This is a genomic window from Massilia sp. Root133, from assembly GCF_001426525.1.
Classification (GTDB): domain Bacteria; phylum Pseudomonadota; class Gammaproteobacteria; order Burkholderiales; family Burkholderiaceae_D; genus Telluria; species Telluria orientalis.
On record NZ_LMEW01000008.1, the window covers coordinates 1 to 22,402 of the forward strand.

The 22,402-nt window shown below is 68.8% G+C and carries 16 protein-coding genes, 1 tRNA gene and 1 pseudogene; 8 read left to right on the forward strand and 10 right to left on the reverse strand.

The features are described from left to right. From ASD28_RS32695 to ASD28_RS08225, 4 genes and pseudogenes are all read left to right on the forward strand, one after another. Window positions 1-385 (forward strand): annotated as a pseudogene (locus ASD28_RS32695) (autotransporter outer membrane beta-barrel domain-containing protein); the annotation flags it as partial. Between the two features lie 100 nt (window positions 386-485). Then, a complete protein-coding gene (locus tag ASD28_RS33315) occupies window positions 486-6,194 on the forward strand; it encodes an autotransporter-associated beta strand repeat-containing protein (RefSeq protein ID WP_373994855.1) in 5,709 nt (1,902 codons plus the stop codon). A 34-nt stretch (window positions 6,195-6,228) separates the two neighbouring features. After that, complete coding sequence (locus ASD28_RS08220; protein ID WP_056126218.1) at window positions 6,229-6,975, forward strand: hypothetical protein; 747 nt, start codon at window positions 6,229-6,231, stop codon at window positions 6,973-6,975. Next, a complete protein-coding gene (locus ASD28_RS08225; RefSeq protein ID WP_056126220.1) occupies window positions 6,972-7,760 on the forward strand; it encodes a hypothetical protein in 789 nt (262 codons plus the stop codon). The genes ASD28_RS08220 and ASD28_RS08225 overlap by 4 nt, the downstream gene beginning before the upstream one ends. On the opposite strand, the gene ASD28_RS08230 is transcribed toward ASD28_RS08225, so the two are convergent. The 5 genes from ASD28_RS08230 to ASD28_RS08250 are packed head-to-tail and all read right to left on the reverse strand — an operon-like array spanning window position 7,757 to window position 12,059. Then, the gene (locus tag ASD28_RS08230; RefSeq protein WP_056126222.1) at window positions 7,757-8,590 is read right to left on the reverse strand and encodes a glycosyltransferase family A protein; all 834 of its coding nucleotides are present in this window, start codon (window positions 8,588-8,590) and stop codon (window positions 7,757-7,759) included. The genes ASD28_RS08225 and ASD28_RS08230 overlap by 4 nt on opposite strands. Next, window positions 8,587-9,414 (reverse strand): glycosyltransferase, encoded by an 828-nt coding sequence (locus ASD28_RS31710; RefSeq protein ID WP_056126224.1) that lies wholly within the window; start codon window positions 9,412-9,414, stop codon window positions 8,587-8,589. The genes ASD28_RS08230 and ASD28_RS31710 overlap by 4 nt, the downstream gene beginning before the upstream one ends. A 2-nt stretch (window positions 9,415-9,416) precedes the next feature. Further along, the gene (locus ASD28_RS31715; protein WP_056126226.1) at window positions 9,417-10,613 is read right to left on the reverse strand and encodes a glycosyltransferase family 1 protein; all 1,197 of its coding nucleotides are present in this window, start codon (window positions 10,611-10,613) and stop codon (window positions 9,417-9,419) included. After that, window positions 10,610-11,737, reverse strand: a complete 1,128-nt coding sequence (locus tag ASD28_RS08245; RefSeq protein ID WP_056126228.1) for a glycosyltransferase family 32 protein — start codon at window positions 11,735-11,737, stop codon at window positions 10,610-10,612. The genes ASD28_RS31715 and ASD28_RS08245 overlap by 4 nt, the downstream gene beginning before the upstream one ends. A 49-nt stretch (window positions 11,738-11,786) precedes the next feature. Then, window positions 11,787-12,059, reverse strand: a complete 273-nt coding sequence (locus tag ASD28_RS08250; RefSeq protein ID WP_056126229.1) for a KTSC domain-containing protein — start codon at window positions 12,057-12,059, stop codon at window positions 11,787-11,789. A 157-nt stretch (window positions 12,060-12,216) separates the two neighbouring features. Here ASD28_RS08250 and ASD28_RS08255 point away from each other — a divergent pair, with 157 nt between their 5' ends. Then, window positions 12,217-13,143, forward strand: a complete 927-nt coding sequence (locus ASD28_RS08255) for a triacylglycerol lipase (RefSeq protein WP_056126231.1) — start codon at window positions 12,217-12,219, stop codon at window positions 13,141-13,143. Further along, complete coding sequence (locus ASD28_RS08260) at window positions 13,140-14,060, forward strand: lipase secretion chaperone (protein ID WP_056126233.1); 921 nt, start codon at window positions 13,140-13,142, stop codon at window positions 14,058-14,060. Before ASD28_RS08255 ends, ASD28_RS08260 begins: the two co-directional genes overlap by 4 nt. A gap of 297 nt (window positions 14,061-14,357) precedes the next feature. Here ASD28_RS08260 and ASD28_RS08265 read toward each other — a convergent pair whose 3' ends face one another. Continuing rightward, window positions 14,358-17,051, reverse strand: coding sequence for a polysaccharide deacetylase family protein (locus ASD28_RS08265; RefSeq protein WP_229412281.1), 2,694 nt, complete (start codon window positions 17,049-17,051; stop codon window positions 14,358-14,360). A gap of 147 nt (window positions 17,052-17,198) precedes the next feature. Next, window positions 17,199-17,289, reverse strand: a tRNA-Ser gene (locus tag ASD28_RS08270). A 163-nt stretch (window positions 17,290-17,452) separates the two neighbouring features. On the opposite strand from ASD28_RS08270, the gene ASD28_RS08275 reads away from it, so the two are divergent. Then, entirely contained in the window at window positions 17,453-18,235 is a 783-nt protein-coding gene (locus ASD28_RS08275; protein ID WP_056126235.1) for an HNH endonuclease, read from the forward strand. Between the two features lie 16 nt (window positions 18,236-18,251). Here ASD28_RS08275 and ASD28_RS08280 read toward each other — a convergent pair whose 3' ends face one another. Continuing rightward, complete coding sequence (locus ASD28_RS08280) at window positions 18,252-19,148, reverse strand: AraC family transcriptional regulator (protein WP_056126237.1); 897 nt, start codon at window positions 19,146-19,148, stop codon at window positions 18,252-18,254. A gap of 97 nt (window positions 19,149-19,245) precedes the next feature. On the opposite strand from ASD28_RS08280, the gene ASD28_RS08285 reads away from it, so the two are divergent. Beyond that, complete coding sequence (locus ASD28_RS08285; RefSeq protein ID WP_056126239.1) at window positions 19,246-19,989, forward strand: SDR family oxidoreductase; 744 nt, start codon at window positions 19,246-19,248, stop codon at window positions 19,987-19,989. Here ASD28_RS08285 and ASD28_RS08290 read toward each other — a convergent pair whose 3' ends face one another. After that, window positions 19,990-20,787, reverse strand: coding sequence for a cytochrome c (locus ASD28_RS08290; RefSeq protein WP_056126241.1), 798 nt, complete (start codon window positions 20,785-20,787; stop codon window positions 19,990-19,992). Continuing rightward, the gene (locus ASD28_RS08295) at window positions 20,784-22,388 is read right to left on the reverse strand and encodes a cbb3-type cytochrome c oxidase subunit I (RefSeq protein ID WP_082577597.1); all 1,605 of its coding nucleotides are present in this window, start codon (window positions 22,386-22,388) and stop codon (window positions 20,784-20,786) included. Before ASD28_RS08295 ends, ASD28_RS08290 begins: the two co-directional genes overlap by 4 nt. Window positions 22,389-22,402 lie beyond the last annotated feature (14 nt).

Consider the following 22,402-nt stretch of genomic DNA (forward strand, 5'->3'; position numbering starts at 1 on the left):
CTCGGGCAGTATCGCACTGTCCAGCGGCGTCGCCAATAATGGTGTGTTCGACATCGCGGCCACGAACAACGGTGCCGAAGTGCGCTCGCTGTCYGGYTCSGGTGCCGTGCTGYTGGGCGGCCAGACGYTGACGTTGACCGATGCGCAGGACGTATTCGCCGGCAGCATCCACGGTTCGGGCGGGCTGACGATCGCGGGCGGTATCGAAACCCTGAGCGGTACCAATACCTATTCAGGCGCCACATCGATCGATCAGGGCGGCGCGCTGGCGCTGTCCGGTTCGGGCAGCATCGCGCTGTCCAGTGGCGTGGCCAACAACGGCGTGTTCGACATCGCCGCCACGAACAACGGCGCCCAAGTGAGCTCGCTGTCTGGCTCGGGTGCCNAGCATCGCGCTGTCCAGTGGCGTGGCCAACAACGGCGTGTTCGACATCGCCGCCACGAACAACGGCGCCCAAGTGAGCTCGCTGTCTGGCTCGGGTGCCGTGCTGTTGGGTGGCCAGACTCTGACGCTGACCAATGCCGGCGATACGTTCGCCGGCAGTATCCACGGTTCGGGCGGCCTGGCGATCGCGGCCGGCACCGAAACCTTGACGGGCGTGAATACGCACACCGGCACCACGGCGGTATCGCAAGGCGCGGCATTGGTCCTGGCCGGCAACGGCAGCATCGGCAACAGCCGCGTGCAGACCGATGGCACGTTGGACGTATCGGCCAGCACGGGCGGCGCGGCGGTCCAGAGCCTCGGCGGCTCCGGCGCCGTGCTGCTGGGCGGCCAAACGCTGACACTGACGGATGCTGGCGATACGTTCGCCGGCAGCATCCATGGTTCGGGCGGACTGACGATCACGGGCGGCATCGAAACGCTGACCGGTACCAATACCTATAACGGCGCCACCTCGATCGACCAAGGCGGCGCGCTGGCGCTGTCCGGCTCGGGCAGCATCGCGCTGTCCAGCGGCATGGCCAACAACGGTGTGCTCGACATCACGGCCACGAACAACGGCGCCGAAGTGCGCACGCTGTCCGGATCCGGTGCGGTGCTGCTGGGCGGCCAGACGTTGACGTTGACGGATGCGCAGGACGTATTCGCCGGCGGTATCCACGGCTCGGGCGGGCTGACGATCGCGGGCGGCACCGAAACTCTAACCGGTACCAATACCTATACTGGCGCCACGTCGATCGACCAGGGCGGCGCACTGGCGCTGTCCGGATCGGGCGGCATCGCGCTGTCCAGCGGTGTAGCAAATAACGGCGTGCTCGACATCGTCGCCACGAACAACGGCGCCGAAGTGCGCTCGCTGTCCGGCTCAGGTGCCGTGCTGCTCGGCGGCCAAACCCTGACGCTGACGGATGCCGGCGATACGTTTGCGGGCAGTATCCACGGGTCGGGCGGTCTGACAATCGCGGGCGGTACCGAAACTCTTACTGGTACCAATACCTATACCGGCACCACCTTGATCGACCAGGGCGGCGGCCTCGCGTTGGCGGGTTCGGGCAGTATCGCGCCATCCAGCGGTGTAGCCAACAACGGCGTGTTCGACATCACGGCCACGAACAACGGCGCCGAAGTGCGCTCGCTGTCCGGCTCCGGTGCCGTGCTGCTCGGCGGCCAGACGTTGACGTTGACCGATGCGCAGGACGTATTCGCCGGCAGCATCCACGGCTCGGGCGGCCTGGCGATCGCAGCCGGCACCGAAACCCTGACGGGCGTGAATACGCACACCGGCACCACGGCGGTATCGCAAGGCGCAATATTGGTCCTGGCCGGCAACGGCAGCATCGGCAACAGCCGCGTGCAGACCGATGGCACGCTGGACGTATCGGCCAGCACGGGCGGCGCGACGGTCCAGAGCCTCGGCGGCTCCGGCGCCGTGCTGCTGGGCGGCCAGACCCTGACGCTGACCCATGCCGGCGATACGTTCGCCGGCAGCATCCACGGCTCGGGCGGCCTGGCGATCGCGGCCGGCACCGAAACCCTGACGGGCGTGAATACGCACACCGGCACCACGGCGGTATCGCAAGGCGCGACATTGGTCCTGGCCGGCAACGGCAGCATCGGCAACAGCCGCGTGCAGACCGATGGCACGCTGGACGTATCGGCCAGTACGGGCGGCGCGGCGGTCCAGAGCCTCGGCGGCTCCGGCGCCGTGCTGCTCGGCGGCCAGACCCTGACGCTGACCCATGCCGGCGATACCTTCGCCGGCAGCATCCACGGCTCGGGCGGCCTGACGATCGCGGCCGGCACCGAAACCCTGACGGGCGTGAATACGCACACCGGCACCACGGCGGTATCGCAAGGCGCGACATTGGCCCTGGCCGGCAACGGCAGCATCGGCAACAGCCGCGTGCAGACCGATGGCACGCTGGACGTATCGGCCAGCACGGGCGGCGCGGCGGTCCAGAGCCTCGGCGGCTCCGGCGCCGTTCTGCTGGGCGGCCAGACCCTGACGCTGACCCATGCCGGCGATACGTTCGCCGGCAGTATCCACGGCTCGGGCGGCCTGACGATCGCGGCCGGCACCGAAACCCTGACGGGCGTGAATACGCACAGCGGCACCACGGCGGTATCGCAAGGCGCGGCATTGGTCCTGGCCGGCAACGGCAGCATCGGCAACAGCCGCCTGCAGACCGATGGCACGCTGGACGTATCGGCCAGCACGGGCGGCGCGGCGGTCCAGAGCCTCGGCGGCTCCGGCGCCGTGCTGCTGGGCGGCCAGACCCTGACGCTGACCGATGCCGCCGGCACCTTCAACGGCCGCATCAGCGGCTCGGGCGGTATCGCCATCGCCGGCGGCAGCCAGGCGCTGACGACCACCCAGGCCTACACCGGCGCGACCTCGATCGGGGCGGGCGCCACGCTGACCTTGGCGGGCAATGGCTTGATCGCCGCATCGAGCCGGGTCGTGACGGACGGCACGCTGAATGTGGCTGACGCCGGCGCGACCATCCAGTCGCTGGCCGGCGGTGGCCTGGTCCAGCTCGGCAGCCAGACGCTCACGCTGACCGCCGCCCGCGACGTTTTCGCCGGCACGATCGCCGGCGACGGCGCCCTGAATCTCACGGGCGGCACGGCGACCCTGGCCGGGAACAATACCTACCGCGGCGCCACCTACATCGGCGGCGGCGCCACGCTGGCGCTGAGCGGGCAGGGCAGCGTCGCCAGCTCGAGCGGCGTGAACGTGGACGGCAGGTTCGACATCAGCGGCACCGACCACGGGGCCACGGTCAGCACCGTCTCGGGTGCGGGCACCATTTATCTGGGCGCGCAGATGCTGGCACTGAGCCGGGCGGCCGGCCTCTTTGCCGGCACCATCGTCGGCGCGGGCGGCCTGTCCGTCGACGGCGGCAGCATGTCGCTCGGCGGCGTCAACGAATACACCGGCACGACCTCGATCGCCGGCGGGGCGGCGCTGGCGCTGTCCGGCGCCGGCAGCATTGCCGGCAGCGCGGTGCGCGACGATGGCGTGTTCGACGTCTCGGGCGCGGCCCACGGCGTGGCGATCAAGGGCCTGAGCGGCTCGGGCAGCGTCCTGCTGGGCGCGAACGACCTGACCGTCACCGCCGCCGACGGCCGCTTCGGCGGCAATATTGCCGGCAGCGGCAGCCTGAAGGTCACAGGCGGCACGCTCACGCTCGACGGCGCCAACGACTATACCGGCAAGACGGTGGTCAGCGGCGGCACGCTGCGGACCTATGCCGACGCCAACCTCGGCAAGGGGAGCGCCGCACTCGAACTCGACAACGGTACCTGGCAGACCGGCGCCGACCTGACGCACGCGCGCGGCCTGGCGCTGACGGGCCGGGGTACGGTCGATGTCGACGCCGGCACCGTGACCACCGAGAACGGTATGGTCGGCGGCAGCGGCACGCTGGTCAAGCAGGGCACCGGTACGCTGATCCTGCGCGGCGTGCTCGCCAACGGCGGCCTGCAGGTGGAGCATGGAACGGTGGCGCTCCACGCGGCCAACACCTATACCGGCGATACGGCCGTGTCGCGCGATGGCATCCTGCGCATCGACAGCGACGCCAACCTGGGCGCCGCCGGCAACCGGCTGGTCCTCGACGGCGGCACGGTGCAGACCACCGGCAGCATGACGTCGGACCGCGCCTTCACGATCACGACGCGCAACGGGGTGCTCGACGCCGAGGGCGCCGACAGCGTCGTCACGCTGAACGGCAACATCGGCGGCGACGGCCGGCTGGTCAAGGAAGGCCAGGGCACGCTGGTGCTCGGCGGCGACAACGGCGGCGGCCAGGGCAGCGCCAACGCGCCGGGCGACGGATGGACCGGCGGCCTGACCATCAACGACGGCCTGGTGAAGGTGACGAACGCCTACGGCCTCGGATGGGGCAGCGTGATGACGTTCAACGCCGGCACGATCTACGCGACCGTCGATATCGCGACCGGCCAGGACATCCGCATGGGCCGCTCGACCAACATCAACACCGAGGCCAACACCACGACCACGCTGGCGGGCGACCTGCTGTCGACCGGCGCGGGCGACGGCTGCTTCACCAAGACCGGCCAGGGCACGCTGAACGTCACCGGCAACGCCAATATCGACGCCACCTGCGTCCTGGAAGGCAAGCTGCTCGCGAACGGCCTCTTCAACAGTCGAGTGACGGTGGCGCACGGCGCCACGCTGGGCGGCAGCGGCACCGTCAAGGGCGACCTGCTGGTGCAGGGCACGCTCTCGCCGGGCAATTCGCCGGGCATGCTGACGGCCGATTCGAATATCACGATGGCCGCCGGCAGCACGTACAAGGAAGACATCGGCGGCACCGCGCAAGCCACGCCCACGTCGCCGGTCGGCGCGTCCGGGTATTACTCCTACCTGCACGTCGTCGGCGGCAAGCGCTTCACGATCGAACCGGGCGCCACGCTGGCGCCGACGCTGAAGAACCTGTATTCGGCCGACGAGGCGGGCTATGGTTCGGCGCCGCTCAAGCCCGAACTGGGCCAGAGCTTCCGCATCGTGACCGCCGACGGCGGCATCGCCGGGCGCTTCGACACGCTGGCGCAGCCGGAAGGCATGGACGGTACCCGCATGGCCGCGTTCTACAACGTCGGCGGCAGCAACAGCATCGAGTTGAAGGTGCTGCCGGCGTCGTACGCGGACTGGAGCCGTGGCGGCAACGCGAACAGCCGCGCGGTGGCGGGCGCGCTCGACCGGATCGTCGACCTCGACCAGTCGGGCCGCGCCGGCGAACGGCAGGACCTGCTGCTGTACCAGGTCGGTTCCGCGACCGCGGACCGGCTCGGCGGCCTGCTGCGCGGGCTGTCCGGCGAAGTGCACGGCAGCCTGGCCGCCGCGGCGCCGCAGGCCGGCTGGAACCTGCAGCGCAGCGTGCTCAAGCACACCGCCGACGATGGCGAGCGCGCGCTCTGGCTCGACCTCGCGGGCACCCGCGGCAAGTGGAGCGGCGACGCCGACGCCTCGGGTTTCAAGGCCGATCGCCTGCAGGTCACCGCGGGCCTGGACGTGCTGCGCGGCGCCGATTATCGCCTCGGTGTCGGCGCCAGCTACGCGCATACCGACGTGTCGGCCGGCGACGATACGGGTAAGTTGCGCCAGAACAAGGTATTCGTGTATGGCGAAACCACCGTCGACGGCCTGACGTTCGACGGCATCGGCAGCGTCGGCCGCGACAAGGCCGACAGCCGGCGCGCCGATCCGTTGGCCACGGCGTCCGGGCTGAGCGCGCATGCCGGCGGCAATGCGGCGCTGCTCGGCGTGGGCGTGCGCGCCGAGCGCGAACTCCTGGGCGCCAAGGTGGAGCCGTTCGCCCGGTTGACCGTGCAGCGGGTCGAACGGGACGGGCTGGCGGAAACGCCGGCATCGGCGGCGGCCCTGACGGTGGACGGCGACACCGCGACCGGCACCCGCGTGCAGGCGGGCCTGGCGGCGGCGTCCGCCAACGCCGATCCGTTGCGGGCCTCGACCTATCGCGTCAACCTGGGCGCGGGCGTCGATACCGGCGGCCTGCTGCGGCCGACCCAGTCGGCCTGGCTGGCGGGAGAACGCATCGCCATCGGCGCGCCGGGCGTGGGCCGCGCCTTCGTGCAGGGCGGCGTGACCGGCACGCTGCACGTCGGGAAGGGCGCTTACCTGTACTACGGCGTCACTGGCGAAGGCCGCGGCGGCTATTACCAGGTCGGCGGCAACGCCGGCGTGCGCGCGGTGTTCTGACAGCGGGCGGCGCATTTGGGATAGACTGCTGCGCATGCTCGAAGGACTACCGCATTTCTGGATCAACCGCGCCGCCGACGCGCAGCGGCGCGCGCTGGCGCAGGCGTTCCTGGACCGCGCCGACGTCGTCCACGCGCGCATCGACGCCGTGACGCCCGACACGCTGCCGCCGGTGCGCGTGCGCGAACCCTTCGTCAATTCGTTGCCGGAGCTGGCGATCATGGCGTCGCACCTGCGCGCCGTCGGCACCGCGTACCGCGCGGGCGCCGCCGCTGCGCTGGTGCTGGAGGACGACGTCCGCTCGCACCACCTGTTCGACGGCGCCGCCCTGCTTGCCAGCGCGCCGCCCGACTGGGAGATCCTGCAACTGCACGTGAGCCATGCGCCGGTCGTGCTGGCGCTGGGCGAGCTGTACCTGCGGCACGGCATCCTGTGGCACGAATGGGAGCCGGCATGTTATTCGGCGGGCGCCTACGTGGTGTCGCGCCGGGGCATGCAGTCCCTGCTGGCGCGCTACTGCCCGGACGGCGTCGCCCTCGACCTGACGGGCGTGCATGCCTGCGGCAAGCTGGTGGCCGACCACCTGCTGTACCGCCGCGCCATCTGCTATACGGCCACGCTGCCGCTGTTTTTCAACGACGTCGGGCTGGCCTCGACCCACGCCCCGCAGCGCGACGAGACCCATCACCGGCCGGGCGCGCAGGGCGCCGAGGACGTGCGCCTGCGCGTTGCCCGGCGCGCCGGCGCGGACGCCTATCCGTTCGCCCGGCGGCCGCTATGAACCCGAGCCGCCATGCCGTCGCCGTGGCGATCGTCACCACCTGCCGCGCCTCGCTGGCGCGCGCGGTGCGCTCGGTGTTCCGCCAACGTCTCGCGGACGGGCAGGGCGGCCGCATCCAGGTCTTGCTGGGCGTCGACTGCGACCCGGACGGGCGCCTGGCGGCGCTGCTGGACGAGCTGGCGCCCGAATGCCCGCCGCACGTGACGGTCACGCTGATCAACCTCGGCTACTCGACGTCGCAGCGCCACGGCGGACCGCACGCCTCGTACTACGGCGGCTCGCTGCGCTCCGCGCTGACGCTGCTCGCCGACAGCCGCGTGGTCGTCTACCTCGACGACGACGACTGGCTGAAGGAAGACCATTGCGCCCGCATCCTGCAAGCGATCGAGGGCAAGAAATGGGCGTACTCGTATTCGATCTACGCGGACGGCAATACCGGACAGGAACTCTGCGTGGACGGGCTCGAGAGCGTGGGCGTCGGGCGCGGCATCTACGCCGAGGCCTTCGGCGGCTTCGTGCGCCCGAGCGGGCTGGCGATCGACAAGCTGGAGCTGCTGCACGTGGTGCACCTGTGGTCGTGCGCGGCGTTCGCGAGCGGCGACGGTGAGGACCGGCTGGTGTTCGAACAGTTGCGTCGCGAGCCACACGGCTGCACCGGGGCGGCGACCGTGTGTTGCGCGCTCGACCCGAACGATGCGCTGCATGCGCGCCGCGTCGAATTCATGCGCGCGCACGGCGTCGAGGCCCACGTCGCGCCGAAGGCCGGCTCGAGCCGCAGCGCCTAGTCCGGCCGCTGCGCGGCCGCCGTCGCGTACGCGCGATACGGGCCCTGGGTCTCGAGGGCGGCCAGCGCGGCGTCGTAGCGCGCTGCCGTTTCCACCAGCGTTGCCGCTTCCCAGATTGCCTCGAAATGCCGGGCCGTCCATGTGTTCGCGCCGGTCTGCACGTAGGTGTACAGCCAGGGCGCGTCCACCAGCGCGATGCGGCCGCGCCGCAGCATGGCGTGCATCACTTCCGTGTCCTCGCCGCGCGCCAGCCCGGGATAGTCGGGGACAGCGGCGCGCCGCGCCAGCATCGACCCTTCCCATTCGCGCGCGCCGGACACGCCGAGGCGCCGCGCCCCCGGCGACCACAGCAGCCAGCGGCTGAGGAACATGGCGTCGGCCTGCATCGACTGCAGCAGGAGCATGCCGAGTTCGAGCCGCTGCGGGTGGTAGAGGTCGTCGTCGTCCCACTGGCAGATCCAGTCGCCGCGCGCGGCCCTGAGCGAGAGGTTGCGCAGTTCGCCCAGGCTGCCGGCAGGCCGGTCCGGCGTCACCACGCGGATGCGCGGATCGTCGAGCGCGCGGCAATGCGCCTCGATCGGCGTGCCCGGCGCGTCGCAGACGAGCACCAGTTCGCGCTCCGGCCACGTCTGGCTGCGGAAGGCGTCGACGGCGAAGCGCGCCGGGAACAGGCGGCCGCGCGTGACCATCAGGCACGACACGAGCGGCCGCTGCGGAAACGCCACCAGGTCGAGCCGGCCTTGCTGGACCAGGACGCCGTCCTGCCCCAGCCTGAAGTCGACGCCGCGGCCGGGTTGCGGCAGGAAGTCGGCCAGGGCGGCGCCGCTCATGGCAGGAACGGCCGCGCCAGCATGGCGTAGGTGGTGGCGCCGGCGCGCACGTAGTCCTCGGTCAGCAGGCCGGCGTGGAAGCGGGTGAAATCGGTGCGTTCCGCGCTCCACCACAGGTGGCTGCACAAGTGCAGGCTGAAGACGTCGCGCACGTCCGGGTCGAGCCGCTCGAACAGGTTGCACATGCCGTCCGGCGTCCAGGGGTGGCGGTAGAAGTACTGGCGCGGCACCACGTGGAGCAGTTCCGGATGCCGTTCCCACAGGCGGCTCGCGAGCTGGCAGGAGTGGCTGGTCCATTTGCCGTCGAACGCGCCGTACGAGGCGTCGAGCCAGCGCGCGACGAACGGCGCCCCCGGCGCGGCGAGGATCAGCGCATTGCACAGCGACGGCCGCAGGATGCCGCGTTCGTCGGGCAGCGCGCCTTCGTCGCCGAGCACGCAGGCGTGGCCGTACAGGTGGTCGGGCATGGGCGCGACGAACAGCGTGTCGATGTCGGCATACACGCCGCCATGCTCGCGCAGGACCTGGAGGCGGATGAAGTCGGCCTCGTGCGCATAGCTCCAGCCGGCGGCGGCGATGCCGCGGCCTTCTTCCGAGGCGGCATAGGCGGCCAGCGGCAGCGCGGTGCGGGCCACCGGGCGCAGCGTCAGGTGCGGCTTGATCCGTTCCCACAGCGGTCCATGGGGTTCGTTGGCGTAATGAAACCAGATCGCGTCCGGACGATTGATCCGGCGGCACGATTCCAGGCACAGGTAATGCGCCAGGTGGAAGGGCTCGGTCTGTTCCTTCAGGCCGAATACGAAGTGAAACAGGCGCGGCACCATGCTCATGCTCCGATCGCGTGCCGGAAGCGCCGCATCACCGGCCCCTCGGCGTACAGGTTGGCGATCCGTTCGCCGAGCAGGCGGGCGTGCGGATCGGGTTGGCCGCGGTGCACGAAGCGGTAGCGCATCTTGCTGCGCGCGTCGGCGACGTCGGCGACGGCCCAGTGGTGGTCGGGGCCGTACGAGGTGCCGGGCCAGTCGATCGGCGCCAGCGTGCCGCCGATCAGGCCGGGGTGGTCGCGCCCGAGGAAGTCCAGGTGGCCGCTCCAGCCGGTCATGAGTACCGGACGCCCGAGCGCGGCGGCGTCGAACGCGCCCATGCCCCAGCCTTCGGCCCGCGTCAGCGAGACATAGGTGTCGCCGAGCCGGTGCAGGCGATCGATCCAGGCGCCGCTGATGCCGTCGCCGGCCAGCACCGCGACGGGCGGCAGGCGGGGCCGCCCGAGTCGCGCGCGCAGGGCCGCCAGCTGCGCCTCGACGAGTTGCAGCGACGTCCTGCCGGCTTCGTGCGGCAGCGGGAAATGGACGGGCCGGGTCGAGGTCTTGATGCAGAGCGCGGCCGGCTCGTCGGCGTCGAATTCCTCGACGAACGCCTCGATGAGGCGCGGCAAGTCCTTGCGCAGCATCCAGGCCCCGATCGTGTAGAACACGTGGTGCCCGGCGGGGATGCCGAGCTGGCGGCGCATGTCGTCGAGCTGGCCGGGCGCGACGTCGTCGTGCGCGTGGCGGCGGATATGCGGCACCACATGCAGCGGAACGGTCACGCCGCCGGCCCGGAACACCTCGGCATTGAACGTCGACGGTACCAGGACGCCGTCGAACCGGTTCAGGATGGCCGGCCAGTGCGCCGGTATGCGATCCGATTCCCAGGTGCAGTAGGCGAAGTTCGCCTTGCCGGGTTCCACGCACGCGGGCAGGTATTCCGGCACCAGGTGGGCGACGACGATGCGGTAGTCGCGCGGGGCGGCGGTGCGCTGCAGCAGCGGGCCGAGATCGCGCAGCGCGGGGTCGGCGCCGGCGGCGCGCACGACCTCGAGCAGTTGCGGGGACATGGCCGGCAGCCAGCGCTGCAGGCCGTCGGCGCCCCAGAACATCGGCTGCCAGTGGACGTCCAGCCCGAGGTTCACCAGGCCGCGCAGGTAGGCGAGTCCCGCCAGCCCATAGCCGGTCGTGTCGCCATAGGAAATATACTTGATCATGTCGGTATGTCTCCTTGCAACCGCTCGATGCGCAGCCCGGCCACCGCGACGCGGGCGCCGGGCGCGGCGAGGATGGCGACGACGATGTCCTTGCGGCTCGCTTCGACATCGAGGTCGAGCGTCACGCTGGCCGGGCCGGTCGCGTCGATGCGCCGGCGCGCGCAGGCCAGCGTCGCCCCGGAGCCGTGCGCCGTGGCGGCCAGGCCCACTTCGCCGGGCGTCGCCCAGGCCAGGTCGAGCAGCACGCGGTGGCGGCCGGCCGCGAACGGGAACGGCAGGCGACACCGGCCGGCGGCGGCGAGCACGCCGTCGCCCCCGTCGCGCGCGAGGAGCCAATGCGTGCCCTCGAGCCGGCCGCCGGGCGCGCCATGGGCGGCGAGGAAGTCCGCTTTGATGATGACCGGAAAGTCGCTGGCGTACACCAGGTGGGCGTTGTAGAAGTCGTTGTAGTTGTTGACGCCCGCGTCCATGCCGAGGACGTCCAGGCCGGCTGCGGACTTGGCGCGGTACGCGACCAGCCTGCCGTTCGTCGCGTCGACGAACGCGAGCGTCTCGGTCGTCTCGCGCTGGGCGACGTTGATCACCTCGCCCAGGTGGATCTGCTCCGGCTCGCAGTGCAACGCGATGGCTTTGCCGAACAGGACGGGACCGGTCGGGCACAGCGACGACACGCCGCGGTAGCGCCGGCGGCAATGGGCGACGATCATGCGGATCGCGGCTTCGAACGCGGGCAGGCGGGCGGGCGCCGCGATGATCGTGTTGCTGACGATCCACGGGGCATCCACCGCGCGGTCGCGAAACACGACGAGCTTGCCGGACTCGAGCGGCAGCCCTTCATGGAAGAACACGGACAGGTCGGCATAGGCGCCGCCGAACTCGTGCAACAGGCACAGGCGCGCCAGGTCGGCCCGGTATGCGTACGGAAGCAGTTCCTCGTAGGCCCGGCACACGTCCGCTTCCATGTGCGCGCGCAGGAAGGCGCGGATGGCCGGCTGGTCGTACAGGCGATGCGGCAGTCCCGGATGGTGTTCCTTGAACGAGCCGATGTTGCGTGCGACCGCCGGCGGCAGGCGCGGCGGGGCATCGGGCGGCTGGTCGGCGATGAGTATGCTGAACAGGTTCATGGATGAGACCGAAGAGACCTATTGTAGCCCAGCATGCGTCCTGGCGCCGTCATTGCTCGCCGGCTTGCCTGAACAACGCTTCCAGCTCCGCCCGTTTGCTGTCCACGGCCGCGCGGCCGCGCTTGCCCGCAAACTCTTCCTCGATATTATCGCGATAGAAACTCCAGGCCGCGCCCGACGTCGAGAAGCGCCGCCACACTTCGCTGCCGACCCCCGAGTAATCGATCGTACTGCCGTCGTCGAATTCCACGCGCAGGATGCGCTCGCGCGCGTCGTAGCCGATCGCGCGCAGCTTGCCCGCGTTGATGCGTTTCATGTCCATGTGTGGTTTTCTCCCCTGACGATGCATGGATTATTGGGACATTCACCTGATTCGGCAAGCCAATCTGTCTTGTGCGGCCGTGCGCGCCTTGTTGCGTCCTCCGCTTGTACGTACTCTGGCTCAGCCGTACGACAATCATTAAAAAGGAGACCCACCGATGAAACGTTTCTCCCGCTGGCTCGCCGCACTCTTGTTCGCGCTGTCGGTCCTGCCGCTGTCCGCATCCGCCGCCGGTTATACCCAGACCCGCTACCCGATCGTGCTCGTGCACGGCCTGCTCGGCTGGGACAGCATCGGCCCCTTCGATTACTGGTTCGGCATCACGGACGCGCTGCGCCGCGACGGCGCCCAGGTCTACGTCGCCCAGGTGAGCGCCGCCAACAGCACGGAAGTGCGCGGCGAACAGCTGCTCAGCTACGTCAAGCAGGTGCTGGCCGCGACCGGCGCCCAGAAGGTCAACCTGATCGGCCACAGCCACGGCGGTCCGACCATCCGCTACGTCGCCTCGGTGGCGCCGAACCTCGTCGCGTCCGTGACGAGCGTCGGCGGCGTCAATAAAGGTTCGGCGGTGGCGGACGTCATCCGCGGCACGGTCGCGCCGGGGACGTTGTCGGAGGCCGTGCTGGGCTCCATCGTCGATGGGCTGGCCGGCACCATCGCCTTCCTGTCCGGGGACAGCAGCGCGCAGGTGTCGACGGCGGCGCTGGATTCGCTGACCACCGCCGGCGCCGCGAAATTCAACGCGGCGCATCCGGAAGGCGTGCCGACGACCGCGTGCGGCGAAGGCGCCTGGCAGGCCCGCGGCGTGTATTACTTCTCGTGGAGCGGCGCGCAGCCGTTCACGAATTTGCTCGACCCGATCGACGCGCCGCTCAGCCTCGTGTCGCTGGCGTTCCGCGGCGAGAAGAACGATGGCCTCGTCGGCAGCTGCTCCAGCCACCTGGGCCGCGTGATCCGCGACGACTACGCGCTGAACCACCTGGACGAAGTGAACCAGGTCGCGGGCCTCGTCAACCTGTTCGAGACGAATCCCGTCACGCTGTACCGCCAGCACGCCAACCGCCTGCGCGAGATGGGCCTGTGAACCGCAGTCCGACCATCGTCCTGGCGCTCGGCGCGGCGGGCACGCTGTGGCTGGCCATGCTGGCCGGGCGGCCAGCACCGGCACTGCAAACCGTGACCGTCACCCCGCCAGCGAAGGCGTTCGCGCCATCGCTGCAGGGCACGCGGCCGGACGGCGCCGTGCACGTGGCGCCGGACGACAGCATCGTCGCGGACGCCCAGCTGATCGAACTGTTCGACTACTACCTGAGCACCGTGGGCGAGAAATCGCCCGCCGCGGTGCGGGCGGAAATCGAGCGTGAACTGGACCGCACCTTGCGCCCGGCCGCCGCCGCGGCAGCGAAGCGCGTGCTGACGCGCTACAGCGCGTACCGGCTGGCGCTGGCGGGCGTCGGCGCCGACCGCAGGCTGGCCGGTCAGGACGCCGCGGCCCTGAAGCGCCGGCTCGACGCGCTGCGCGGCTTGCGTGCGCAGTATTTCAGCCAGCGCGAGATCGCCGCGATCTTCGGCCGCGAGGATGCCGCCAATGCGGAGGCCCTGGCACGCATGGAGATCCGCGACGACCGCACCTTGGACGCGCAGGAGAAGCGGGCGCGCCTGGCCGCGCTGGATGCCGGCCTGCCGGCCGATGTGCGTGCGGCGCGCGAGGAGCCTCTGAAAATCGTGCGCGTGCAGGAGGAGGCGGAACGGCTGCGGGCCGGCGGCGCGGGCGAGGAAGATGTCTTCCGCCTGCGCGCGGACGCGTTTGGTGTGGATGCGGCGCAGCGGCTGGCGGAAGTGGATCGGGAGGAGGCGGCGTGGAGACGGCGGATCGATGCGTATCTGGTTCAGCGCCTCGGATTGAACGACGAGGCGGCCGTGACGGCGCTGCGCAATCGCATGTTCAGCGAGGATGAGCAGCGAAGGTTGGGGGCGTATGAGGGCGGCCCGCAACCTTAACACCGTCGTCCCCGCGAAGGCGCACTAGTGTCCGGAATATTGTTTTCAAAAACCGTCAGAAATAGCATCGTCATTCCCGCGCAAGCGGGAATCCATACTGAGTATGCTAACTGCGTTCTTCATTTCCACCTCGTTGGCTACAAAGAGTCGACTTCGAGCAGTCAGCATGGGTTCCCGCTTTCGCGGGAAGTCGTTTCCGGCAATGCCGGGAAGCAGTGCGCGAAGGCAGGGACCCAAGTTTAAGCAGCGTGCCGGCCTGACTTGGATTCCCGCCTGCGCGGAAATGACGGTTGGTGTCTACAGCTTCTCGATCTGCCCCTTCGCATATCCGACCCCCGCCCCACTCGGCGCCAGCTCGAGATAAGTCTTGTACGCCGCCTTCGCCTTCTCGCCATCTCCCGCGCGCGCATACGCGTCGCCCAGGTTCATGTACGCGATCGCGCGCGACGGGTCCATCTTGATCGCGTTCTCGAACCAGCGCGCCGCCTCGGCAAACTTGTCCTGCTTGTAGAAGACGAAACCGAGATTGTTCGCCGCCAGCGCGAAGTTCGGCCGCAGCTTCAGCGCTTCGGTGAACTGCGCCTCGGCCTGCGCGTACTGTTTTTCCTTGTACAGCTGCAGCCCGTGGTCGTTGGCGCGCTGCGCCTGCTGGCGGCTCGACACCGGCACCGCGGCCGGCGCCTTGATCGTCTGCTCGCCGCCCTGCAGGTCTTTCACGACGACGGGCGCGGTCGGCGCCGACGCCTTCGCGTCCAGCTTCGTGTTGAGCGCGATGGCATCGTTCGACAGCTGCGCCGTGTTCGTATTCAGGAATTCGCTTTCCTCTGGCAGTTCGAACACGAAGTCGCCGCCTTCGGAACCGGGCAGGCTGCCGAAGGCGGGCGTCTGCTGCGACACGCTGGCCACCGCCGGCGCCACGTACGCCGCCAGCTCCGTCGCGGTGATCAGGCCGTCGCCGTTCAGGTCGGCCTTGCCGCCGAGGCCCTGCAGCAGCGTCCACGTGAACACGGAATGGCCGTTCGGGCCGCCGTCGGACACCATCTGGTCCGTGCCGCCCGCCGTCAGCATCTGGCGGCCGAGGCGCTTCGCGTTATCGCGCAGGAAGGCCGCATTGGCGCCGCCGCGCGTCAGCCCGAGGCCGCTGTAGCAGGCGTCCATCACGAACAGCACGTGCTTCGCGGGCAGGCTCTCGGCGATATTTTGGATTTCCGTCATCGGGATCGCGTCGCTGGCGAGATTCTCCGGATCGGCATCGTACGGCACGATGTAGCCCAGATCGCGGCCGGAACTGAGCTTGCGCGTGGCGCCGTGGCCGGCGAAGAACACGAACACGCGGTCGTTCGGCTGCAGGCCGCTCGTGCCCCCATGGCCGACGAGATCGTGGAACGCGGCGAGGATCCCGCGGCGCGTGGCCTGCTCGTTCTTCAGCGTGACCACGTGATCGGGCGCGAATCCGAACTTCTGCACGAGCGCCTGCCCGACGCCTTCCGCATCGCGCACGGCGTACTGCAGGCGCGGCCATTTCGGATAACCGTCGACGCCGACGACGATCGCCCACGAGGACGCATACCCGGTCGCGGCCGCACGTGCGACGGGTGCCGGCGCCGCATGCGCGCCGCCGCTCACGCGGAACGTATTGCCATCCCAGCCGGCGAACTGGTAGCCCTCGGCGACGAGCCGGTCGAGGATCGCCGGCAGCGCCTTCACGGTGCGCTCGTGGATGTCGTGGAACAGGATGATGCCGCGGCCTTCCTTGTCGACCGCGCGCAGCACGCGATCGGCGATGGACGAGGGCACCGGATCGGCCCAGTCCAGCGAATCGATGTTCCACATGACGGACTTCAGGTGCGCGTCGGCCAGCAGGTGCATGCCCTCCTTGTTGCGCGCGCCGTAGGGAAAGCGGAACAGCGCGGAGCGTTGCGGATCGACGGCCTTCAGCAGCGTGTCCGTATCGAGGATCTCGGCCTTCAGGCTGGCGCCACTCTCCTTCGACAACTGCGCGTGCGAGAAGCTGTGGTTCGCAAGCACATAGCCCGCGGCCTTCAGCTTGCGGCTGACTTCCGCGCCCGCATTGAGCCGCGCGGCGCCGTGCGCGTCGAGCGTACCGAGGTTGCGGCCGACGCTGAAGAACACGGCCGGCGCGTCGTACTGCTTGAGGATCGCGGCGATCTCCTCGCTGTAGCGGCGATGCGGACCGTCGTCGAAGGTCAGCACGATCGTCTTCCTGGGCAGGCCCTTGCCGAAGATCTCGTCCTCTTCCTTTTGCGCGGTCGGGCTGTTGTCCTGGTTCGGCGGTTCCGGCTTGGCGGGGTAGGGCAGCACGACGCCGTAATCCTTGAGGATGCGGTCGCGCTGGTAGAGCGTCTTCAGGTAGGCGACGTAGCTGTCCCACTTCTCGCGCTTGAGCGTGATGGAGCGCGTCTCGAAGCGCCCGAAGACGGCACGGATCTCGTTCTCGTAATTGCGCTCGATTTCGGCCAGCGCGTCGACGTCTTCCGAGATCCGCTTGTGCAGCTTGATGGCCGGGAGCGACGAATCCTTCGCCACGCTGGCCAGCAGCGACTGCATCAGTTCGCGGAACGCGAGACGGTCCGCGTCGTACAGGCCTTCGCCCGACTCGACGACATCGAGCAGGCTGCCGACCGCTTCGAAGCGGCGCGGATCCTGCGACCCGACGAGGCTTGCCAGCGCATCGTCGATCTTGTTGATGCGCTCCTGGTTTTCATGGAACAGCTGCTGGCCGACGCGGTTGACCTCGTCCTGGCCTGTCGAGGAGAGCCCGGCTTCGTTCTGGGTCAGCACGATCATCTTGCGGTAGGCCGCCAGCACCTGCTGCATGTCGGCGGCGATGGCGGTGGCTTCTTTAGTCGGCCCCGTGGCCTGGGCTGCCTGCGGTGGTGGAGCCGGCTTGCGGTTGGCGAGCCAGGTGCCGCTGGCGGCGCCGGCTGCGGCGATGGCGAAGATGACGAGGTAAAGGGCTTTGCGTTTCACGGCGGTGTTGAAAAAGTTATATCGCGGCAACAATATCACTAACGGCGTGACTTTTGCTAACGAAAACTTAACCTTTGTGGTCGCGCAACAATTACGGCGGTGGGCACAAAAAAATAGGCCACTCGAGGTGGCCTATCTTTCGTGTTCTGGCGGAGAGAGGGGGATTCGAACCCCCGATAGGCTATGAACCTATACACGCTTTCCAGGCGTGCGACTTAAACCACTCATCCATCTCTCCTGATGGGTTCGCGAGCCAGTTGCTCGCGAAGCCGCCTATTATAGCAAGGATTCTCGGCTGTACAAGGGTGTCATGTTACGCCCCACTAAAAGGCGCCCCGTCCAGATCTCTCTGTTCAAAATCAATGCTATCTTGCCTGTTCAATATCTATTGAAGAGGCGATATGGATTTCGTGGAATGGATGCGAGCAAGTGGCTTATCCGAAAAGTCGGCCAATAACTACCTCAACGCCATCAAGGGAAGCTTGACCAACTGGGCGATCAGGCACAAGTTGACGACGAAACCGATTTCCGACATCTCGGATGTGGACGAACTCACTGTCCTCATCGAGCGGCTAAGCCGAACCACCGAGTTCATCAATCGGAACGCGACAGGGAAGGGCATGCACGCTGCAGCCCTCAGCAACTACCAAAAATACCTGCAGGCCCAATATCATGGAAAGCCGAACGATTACGGGCCGTATCGACAGCAAGTTGAAGAACTCGCAGCGGACACCGACGAGCCGTTCGATCCGACCGGCCTCAAGGACGCGCGCACGCGTGTCCTGCGCGACGTCGTCCAGCGACGCGGACAGCGCAAGTTCAGAGAGAAGCTGCTTGAAGCGTATGGCGGCCGCTGCGCGATCACGGGCTGTCCCGTGGTCCCCCTGTTGGAAGCTGCGCATATTACGCCCTATCTCGGCCCGGATACCAACACGATCAAGAATGGCATACTGCTGCGTGCCGACATCCATACGTTATGGGACTTGGGCTTATTGGCCGTCGAGCCCGATACAGGTGAGGTATGGGTCAGCCCCGACGTCGACGATCCGACTTATCGTATGCTGTCGGGACAACCGCTGAAGCATCCATCGCATCCCGCCCAGCATCCAGCGGTGTCTGCCTTGCAGCAGCAATGGGATCTCGTGCACAAGAAACACGATGAAGCAGCGGTAGGCATGCGGTAAGTCGGTTCGAATCCGATCATGCCGCCCGCGCATACCGCCCCGGCGGCTCCCCCACATGCCGCGCGAACGCGACGGTGAACGTGCTCGCCGAACTGTAGCCCACGCGCTCGGCCACCTCGGCGATGCTGCCCGCGCCGCGGCGCAGCAGGTCCTGCGCCAGCGCCATCCGCCAGGTCAGCAGGTAGGCCATCGGCGCCACGCCCACGGTGCGGCTGAAACGCTCGAAGAACGTGGAGCGCGACAGGGCCGCTTCCCGCGCGAGGTCAGCCACCGTCCACGCGCGTTCCGGCGCCGCGTGCAGCGCGCGCAACGCGTGCGCCAGGCGCGGGTCCGCGAGACCGCGCACGAGCCCCGGAGACGCGTCCGTGCCGCCGGCACCGCGCAACGCTTCGATCAGCAGCACTTCCAGCAGGCGCGCCAGCACGACGTCGCGTGCGGGACGCCCAGCGCGCGCTTCGTCGTTCACCAACTGCACGAGTGTGGCCAAGCGTGCCTCGCCGCGCACGTGCACGACGCGCGGCAGCAGCGACACGAGCAGGGCCGCATCGGGCGCCGCGAACTCGCAGTGGCCGATGAGGAAGCGCACGTCCGGCGAGCCGTCGCGCGTGCCGTGGCGGACTTCGCCGGGCGCGACCTGTGCGGGCGGCTTGTCGAAGTCGCGTGCGGGCGGCGGGCGCAGGCTGGACATCGAGAAGTCATACGTGGCAGGGATCAGCACGAAGTCGCCCGGTTCGAGCGCGATGGGATCCATGTCCGCGGCCGTGAGCAGGCAGGCGCCGTCGAGTACGACGCAATACGACGGTTCGCCCGTTTCCGTGCGCCGCACGCCCCAGCGGCCCGCCGCACCGACGATCTTCGTGTAGCGCACGCCCGGCCGCAGCAGGCCGACCACGTCGGCCAGGGGATCGATCATTTCGGACTATCGCAAAAGATATGTGGACTGACGATTGTAGCGCGTCCGGGCGTCGGCCGCTATCGTAACGGTATCGCCAACCCACACAGGAGTTCACATGAAAACCGTCATGATCACCGGCTGCTCGTCCGGCTTCGGCCTCGAAATCGCCCGCCATTTCCTCGACCGCGACTGGCAGGTCGTCGCCACGATGCGCACGCCGCGCACCGACCTGCTGCCGGCGTCAAGTCGCTTGCGCGTCGTCGCGCTGGACGTGACGGACGCGGACAGCGTCCGCGCGGCCATCGCCGCCGCGGGCCCGATCGATGCGCTCGTCAACAATGCGGGCATCGGCCTGATCAATCCGCTGGAAGCCGTGTCGACGGACACGGTCCGTGCGGTGTTCGAGACGAACACGCTCGGCACGATCGCCATGACGCAGGCCGTGCTGCCGGCGATGCGCGCGCGGGGCGCGGGCGTGATCGTGAACGTCACGTCGACCGTCACGCTCGTGCCGCTGCCGCTACTGTCGGTCTACAGGGCCAGCAAGGCAGCCGTGAACGCGTTCACGGAATCGCTCGCGCTGGAACTGGCACCGCTGGGTATCCGGACGCGCCTCGTGCTGCCGGGCCGCGCGCCGGACACGCGCTTCGGCGAGAACGCCCGCCCGCTCATGCAGGGCGAGATTCCGGCGGAGTACGCGCCGCTGATGGACGACGTGTTCAAGCGCATGCGCGAGCCGGGACCGGTCACGCAGGCGCAGGACGTCGCACGGGGCGTTTGGCAGGCCGTGACGGATCCCGCGGCGCCGATGCGCATTCCCGCCGGGGCGGATGCCGAGGCGCTGGCGGCGTCGCTCTGATCAGCGGCTGGCGTAATACTTCGCCACCACCTCGATCTCCTGGTCCGTCAGCCCATGCACAGCATTGCGCATCTGCTGGTTGATGTCGTTGGCGCGCCGCCCCGATTTGAAAGCATTCAGCTGGTCGACGATGTACGCCGCCGGCAGCCCGTCGATGATGGGCGTCGCCACGCGCGCCACGCCCGGGCTGTGGCAGGTCGCGCATGCCCCCACGTTGCGCATCGGCGAGCCGTTGCTGACGATGCGCGGCACCTCGACCTGGATGCCCGCATGGGCCACCAGGGTCTCGCGCTGCTGCTGCGAGTAGAACGCGGCCAGGTCGCGCATGTCCTGGTCGGAGAGATTCGTCGCCAGCGGCTGCATGACGGCGCTCGGGCGGTGGCCGGACTTGAAGTCGCGCAGCTGCTTGTAGGTGGACGACGGGGGCTGGCCCGCCAGGTGCGGCGCGTTCGTGCCGGCCGATGCCGTGCCGCGCGCGCCGTGGCACATGCTGCATTGCAGGGCCAGCGTGGCGCCGCGGCCGACGGCCACGTTGTCGATCGGACCCGTGAATTCGCTGCTCACGATCACGCTCGTCGGGTAGACGGCCTTCTCGTCCGGCTGGTCCGGACTGCGGTAGGGCGCCGGCGCGCCGGCCGCGCTGCAGATCGATTCCCAGATCGACGCCATCGCGTCGCGCGCGTGGGCGCGCGGGAGCCACACGAAGCCGACGGCGGCGGCGGCGGCGGCGATGATCACGACGGCCGCGACGCTGATCGTGAACCAGCGGTTCTTCGTCGAAAACAGGGGCTCGTTCATGGCGTACCTCCGATCGGGACGGCGGGCACGGACGTCTGCTTCAGCGCGATCAGCTGCGCGATCGGGTAGCCGTAGTTGACGAGCGACAGGCCGATCATCAGCGCGAGCCACAGCGCGTAGCTGTTCAGGGCGACCGGCACGCGCGCGACGGCGTGCACAGGCTGGCTGAAGCGGAACTCGGGCAGCTCGACGAGGCTGCCGCGATGGCCGCGCAGCAGGACGAGCAAAAACAGCACGCCCGAGATCACGAGCAGCAAACCGCCGATGGCGCTGAGGATCACGGTGATTGCCTGCGGCGCGATCTCCGGGTTGGTGTAGTCGAAATAGGCCATGCGGCGCGGCATGCCCATCACGCCGACGACGTGCCACGGGAACGTCAGGATGATCATGCCGACGAACCACAGCCACAGCTGCGCCTTCATCATGCCGCCCTGGACGAGTGTGCGGCCCGTCAGGTGCGGCCACAGGTCGTACGCGACGGCGAAGTACATGATGACGATGGCGCCCGCGAAGATCAGGTGGAAGTGGCCGGTGATCCACTGCGTGTTGTGGATGGCGAAGTCGAGCTGGTAGCTCATGTTGATGAGGCCACCCGCGCCGCCGAAGCCCAGCAGGATGAAGGAGAACGCAACGGCGAGCATCATCGGGTTATGCCAGGGCAGGGCCTTCACCCAGCCGAGGGCGCCCGTGCCGCCGCGCAAGCGTCCCGCGATCTCGACCGACGCGGTGATCGTGAAGACGGTCAGCAAGGTGGGGACCGAGACCATCGCGGTGAACACGGCGTGCAGGAACTTCACGCCCGCGCCGACCTGCGGGTCCTGGAACAGGTGGTGGATACCGATCGGCATCGAGAACACGAGGAACAGCACGAACGAGATGCGGCCCATCACGTCGCTGTACAGGCGCCCGCCGATGGCGCGCGGCACCAGCGTGTAGAAGGCGATGTAGGCCGGCATCAGCCAGAAGTAGACGATCGCGTGCAGGGTCCACGAGAAGAACACGCGCGACAGGCCGGCGTCGATCGTCGACTTGAAGCCGAGGGCCACGGGCAGGATCAGGAACAGGATCTCGACGGCGGCACCGACCGACGTCCATGCCCACAAATACGCCCCTGCGAGATTGGCGAACATCGGCAGCGGCACGGCTGCGCCGGGATGCGCCTTCTTCCACACGCGCAGATTGATCGACATGAGCGCGACCCAGATCCACGAGCCGACGACGACCAGCACGATGCCGATGTAGTAGGCCCAGTGCGCGATCAGCGGCGGGTAGAACGTGTACAGCACCGAGGCCTTGCCCAGCGAGACGGGGATCATCGCGACGATCGTGCCGAGGACGACGAGGGTAAAACCGATCCAGGCCCAGCGCTTGCCCGCGAGCGGCTGCTTCAGCGCGAGTTCGACGATGGCGTAGCCGAAGCCCATCGCCACCAGCGTGGGGAACACATAGCCCATCGCGGAGCCGTGCGCGGTGACGGAGCGGTAGTACAGCTCCGGGTTGCCGATCCAGTCGATCAGCGGGCTGCGGATCACCATCTGCCATTCGCCCAGCAGCAGGGCGACGAAGAAGGCGGCGAAGGCGACCCAGAAGTGGGCCAGCACGAGGCGGCGGGAAT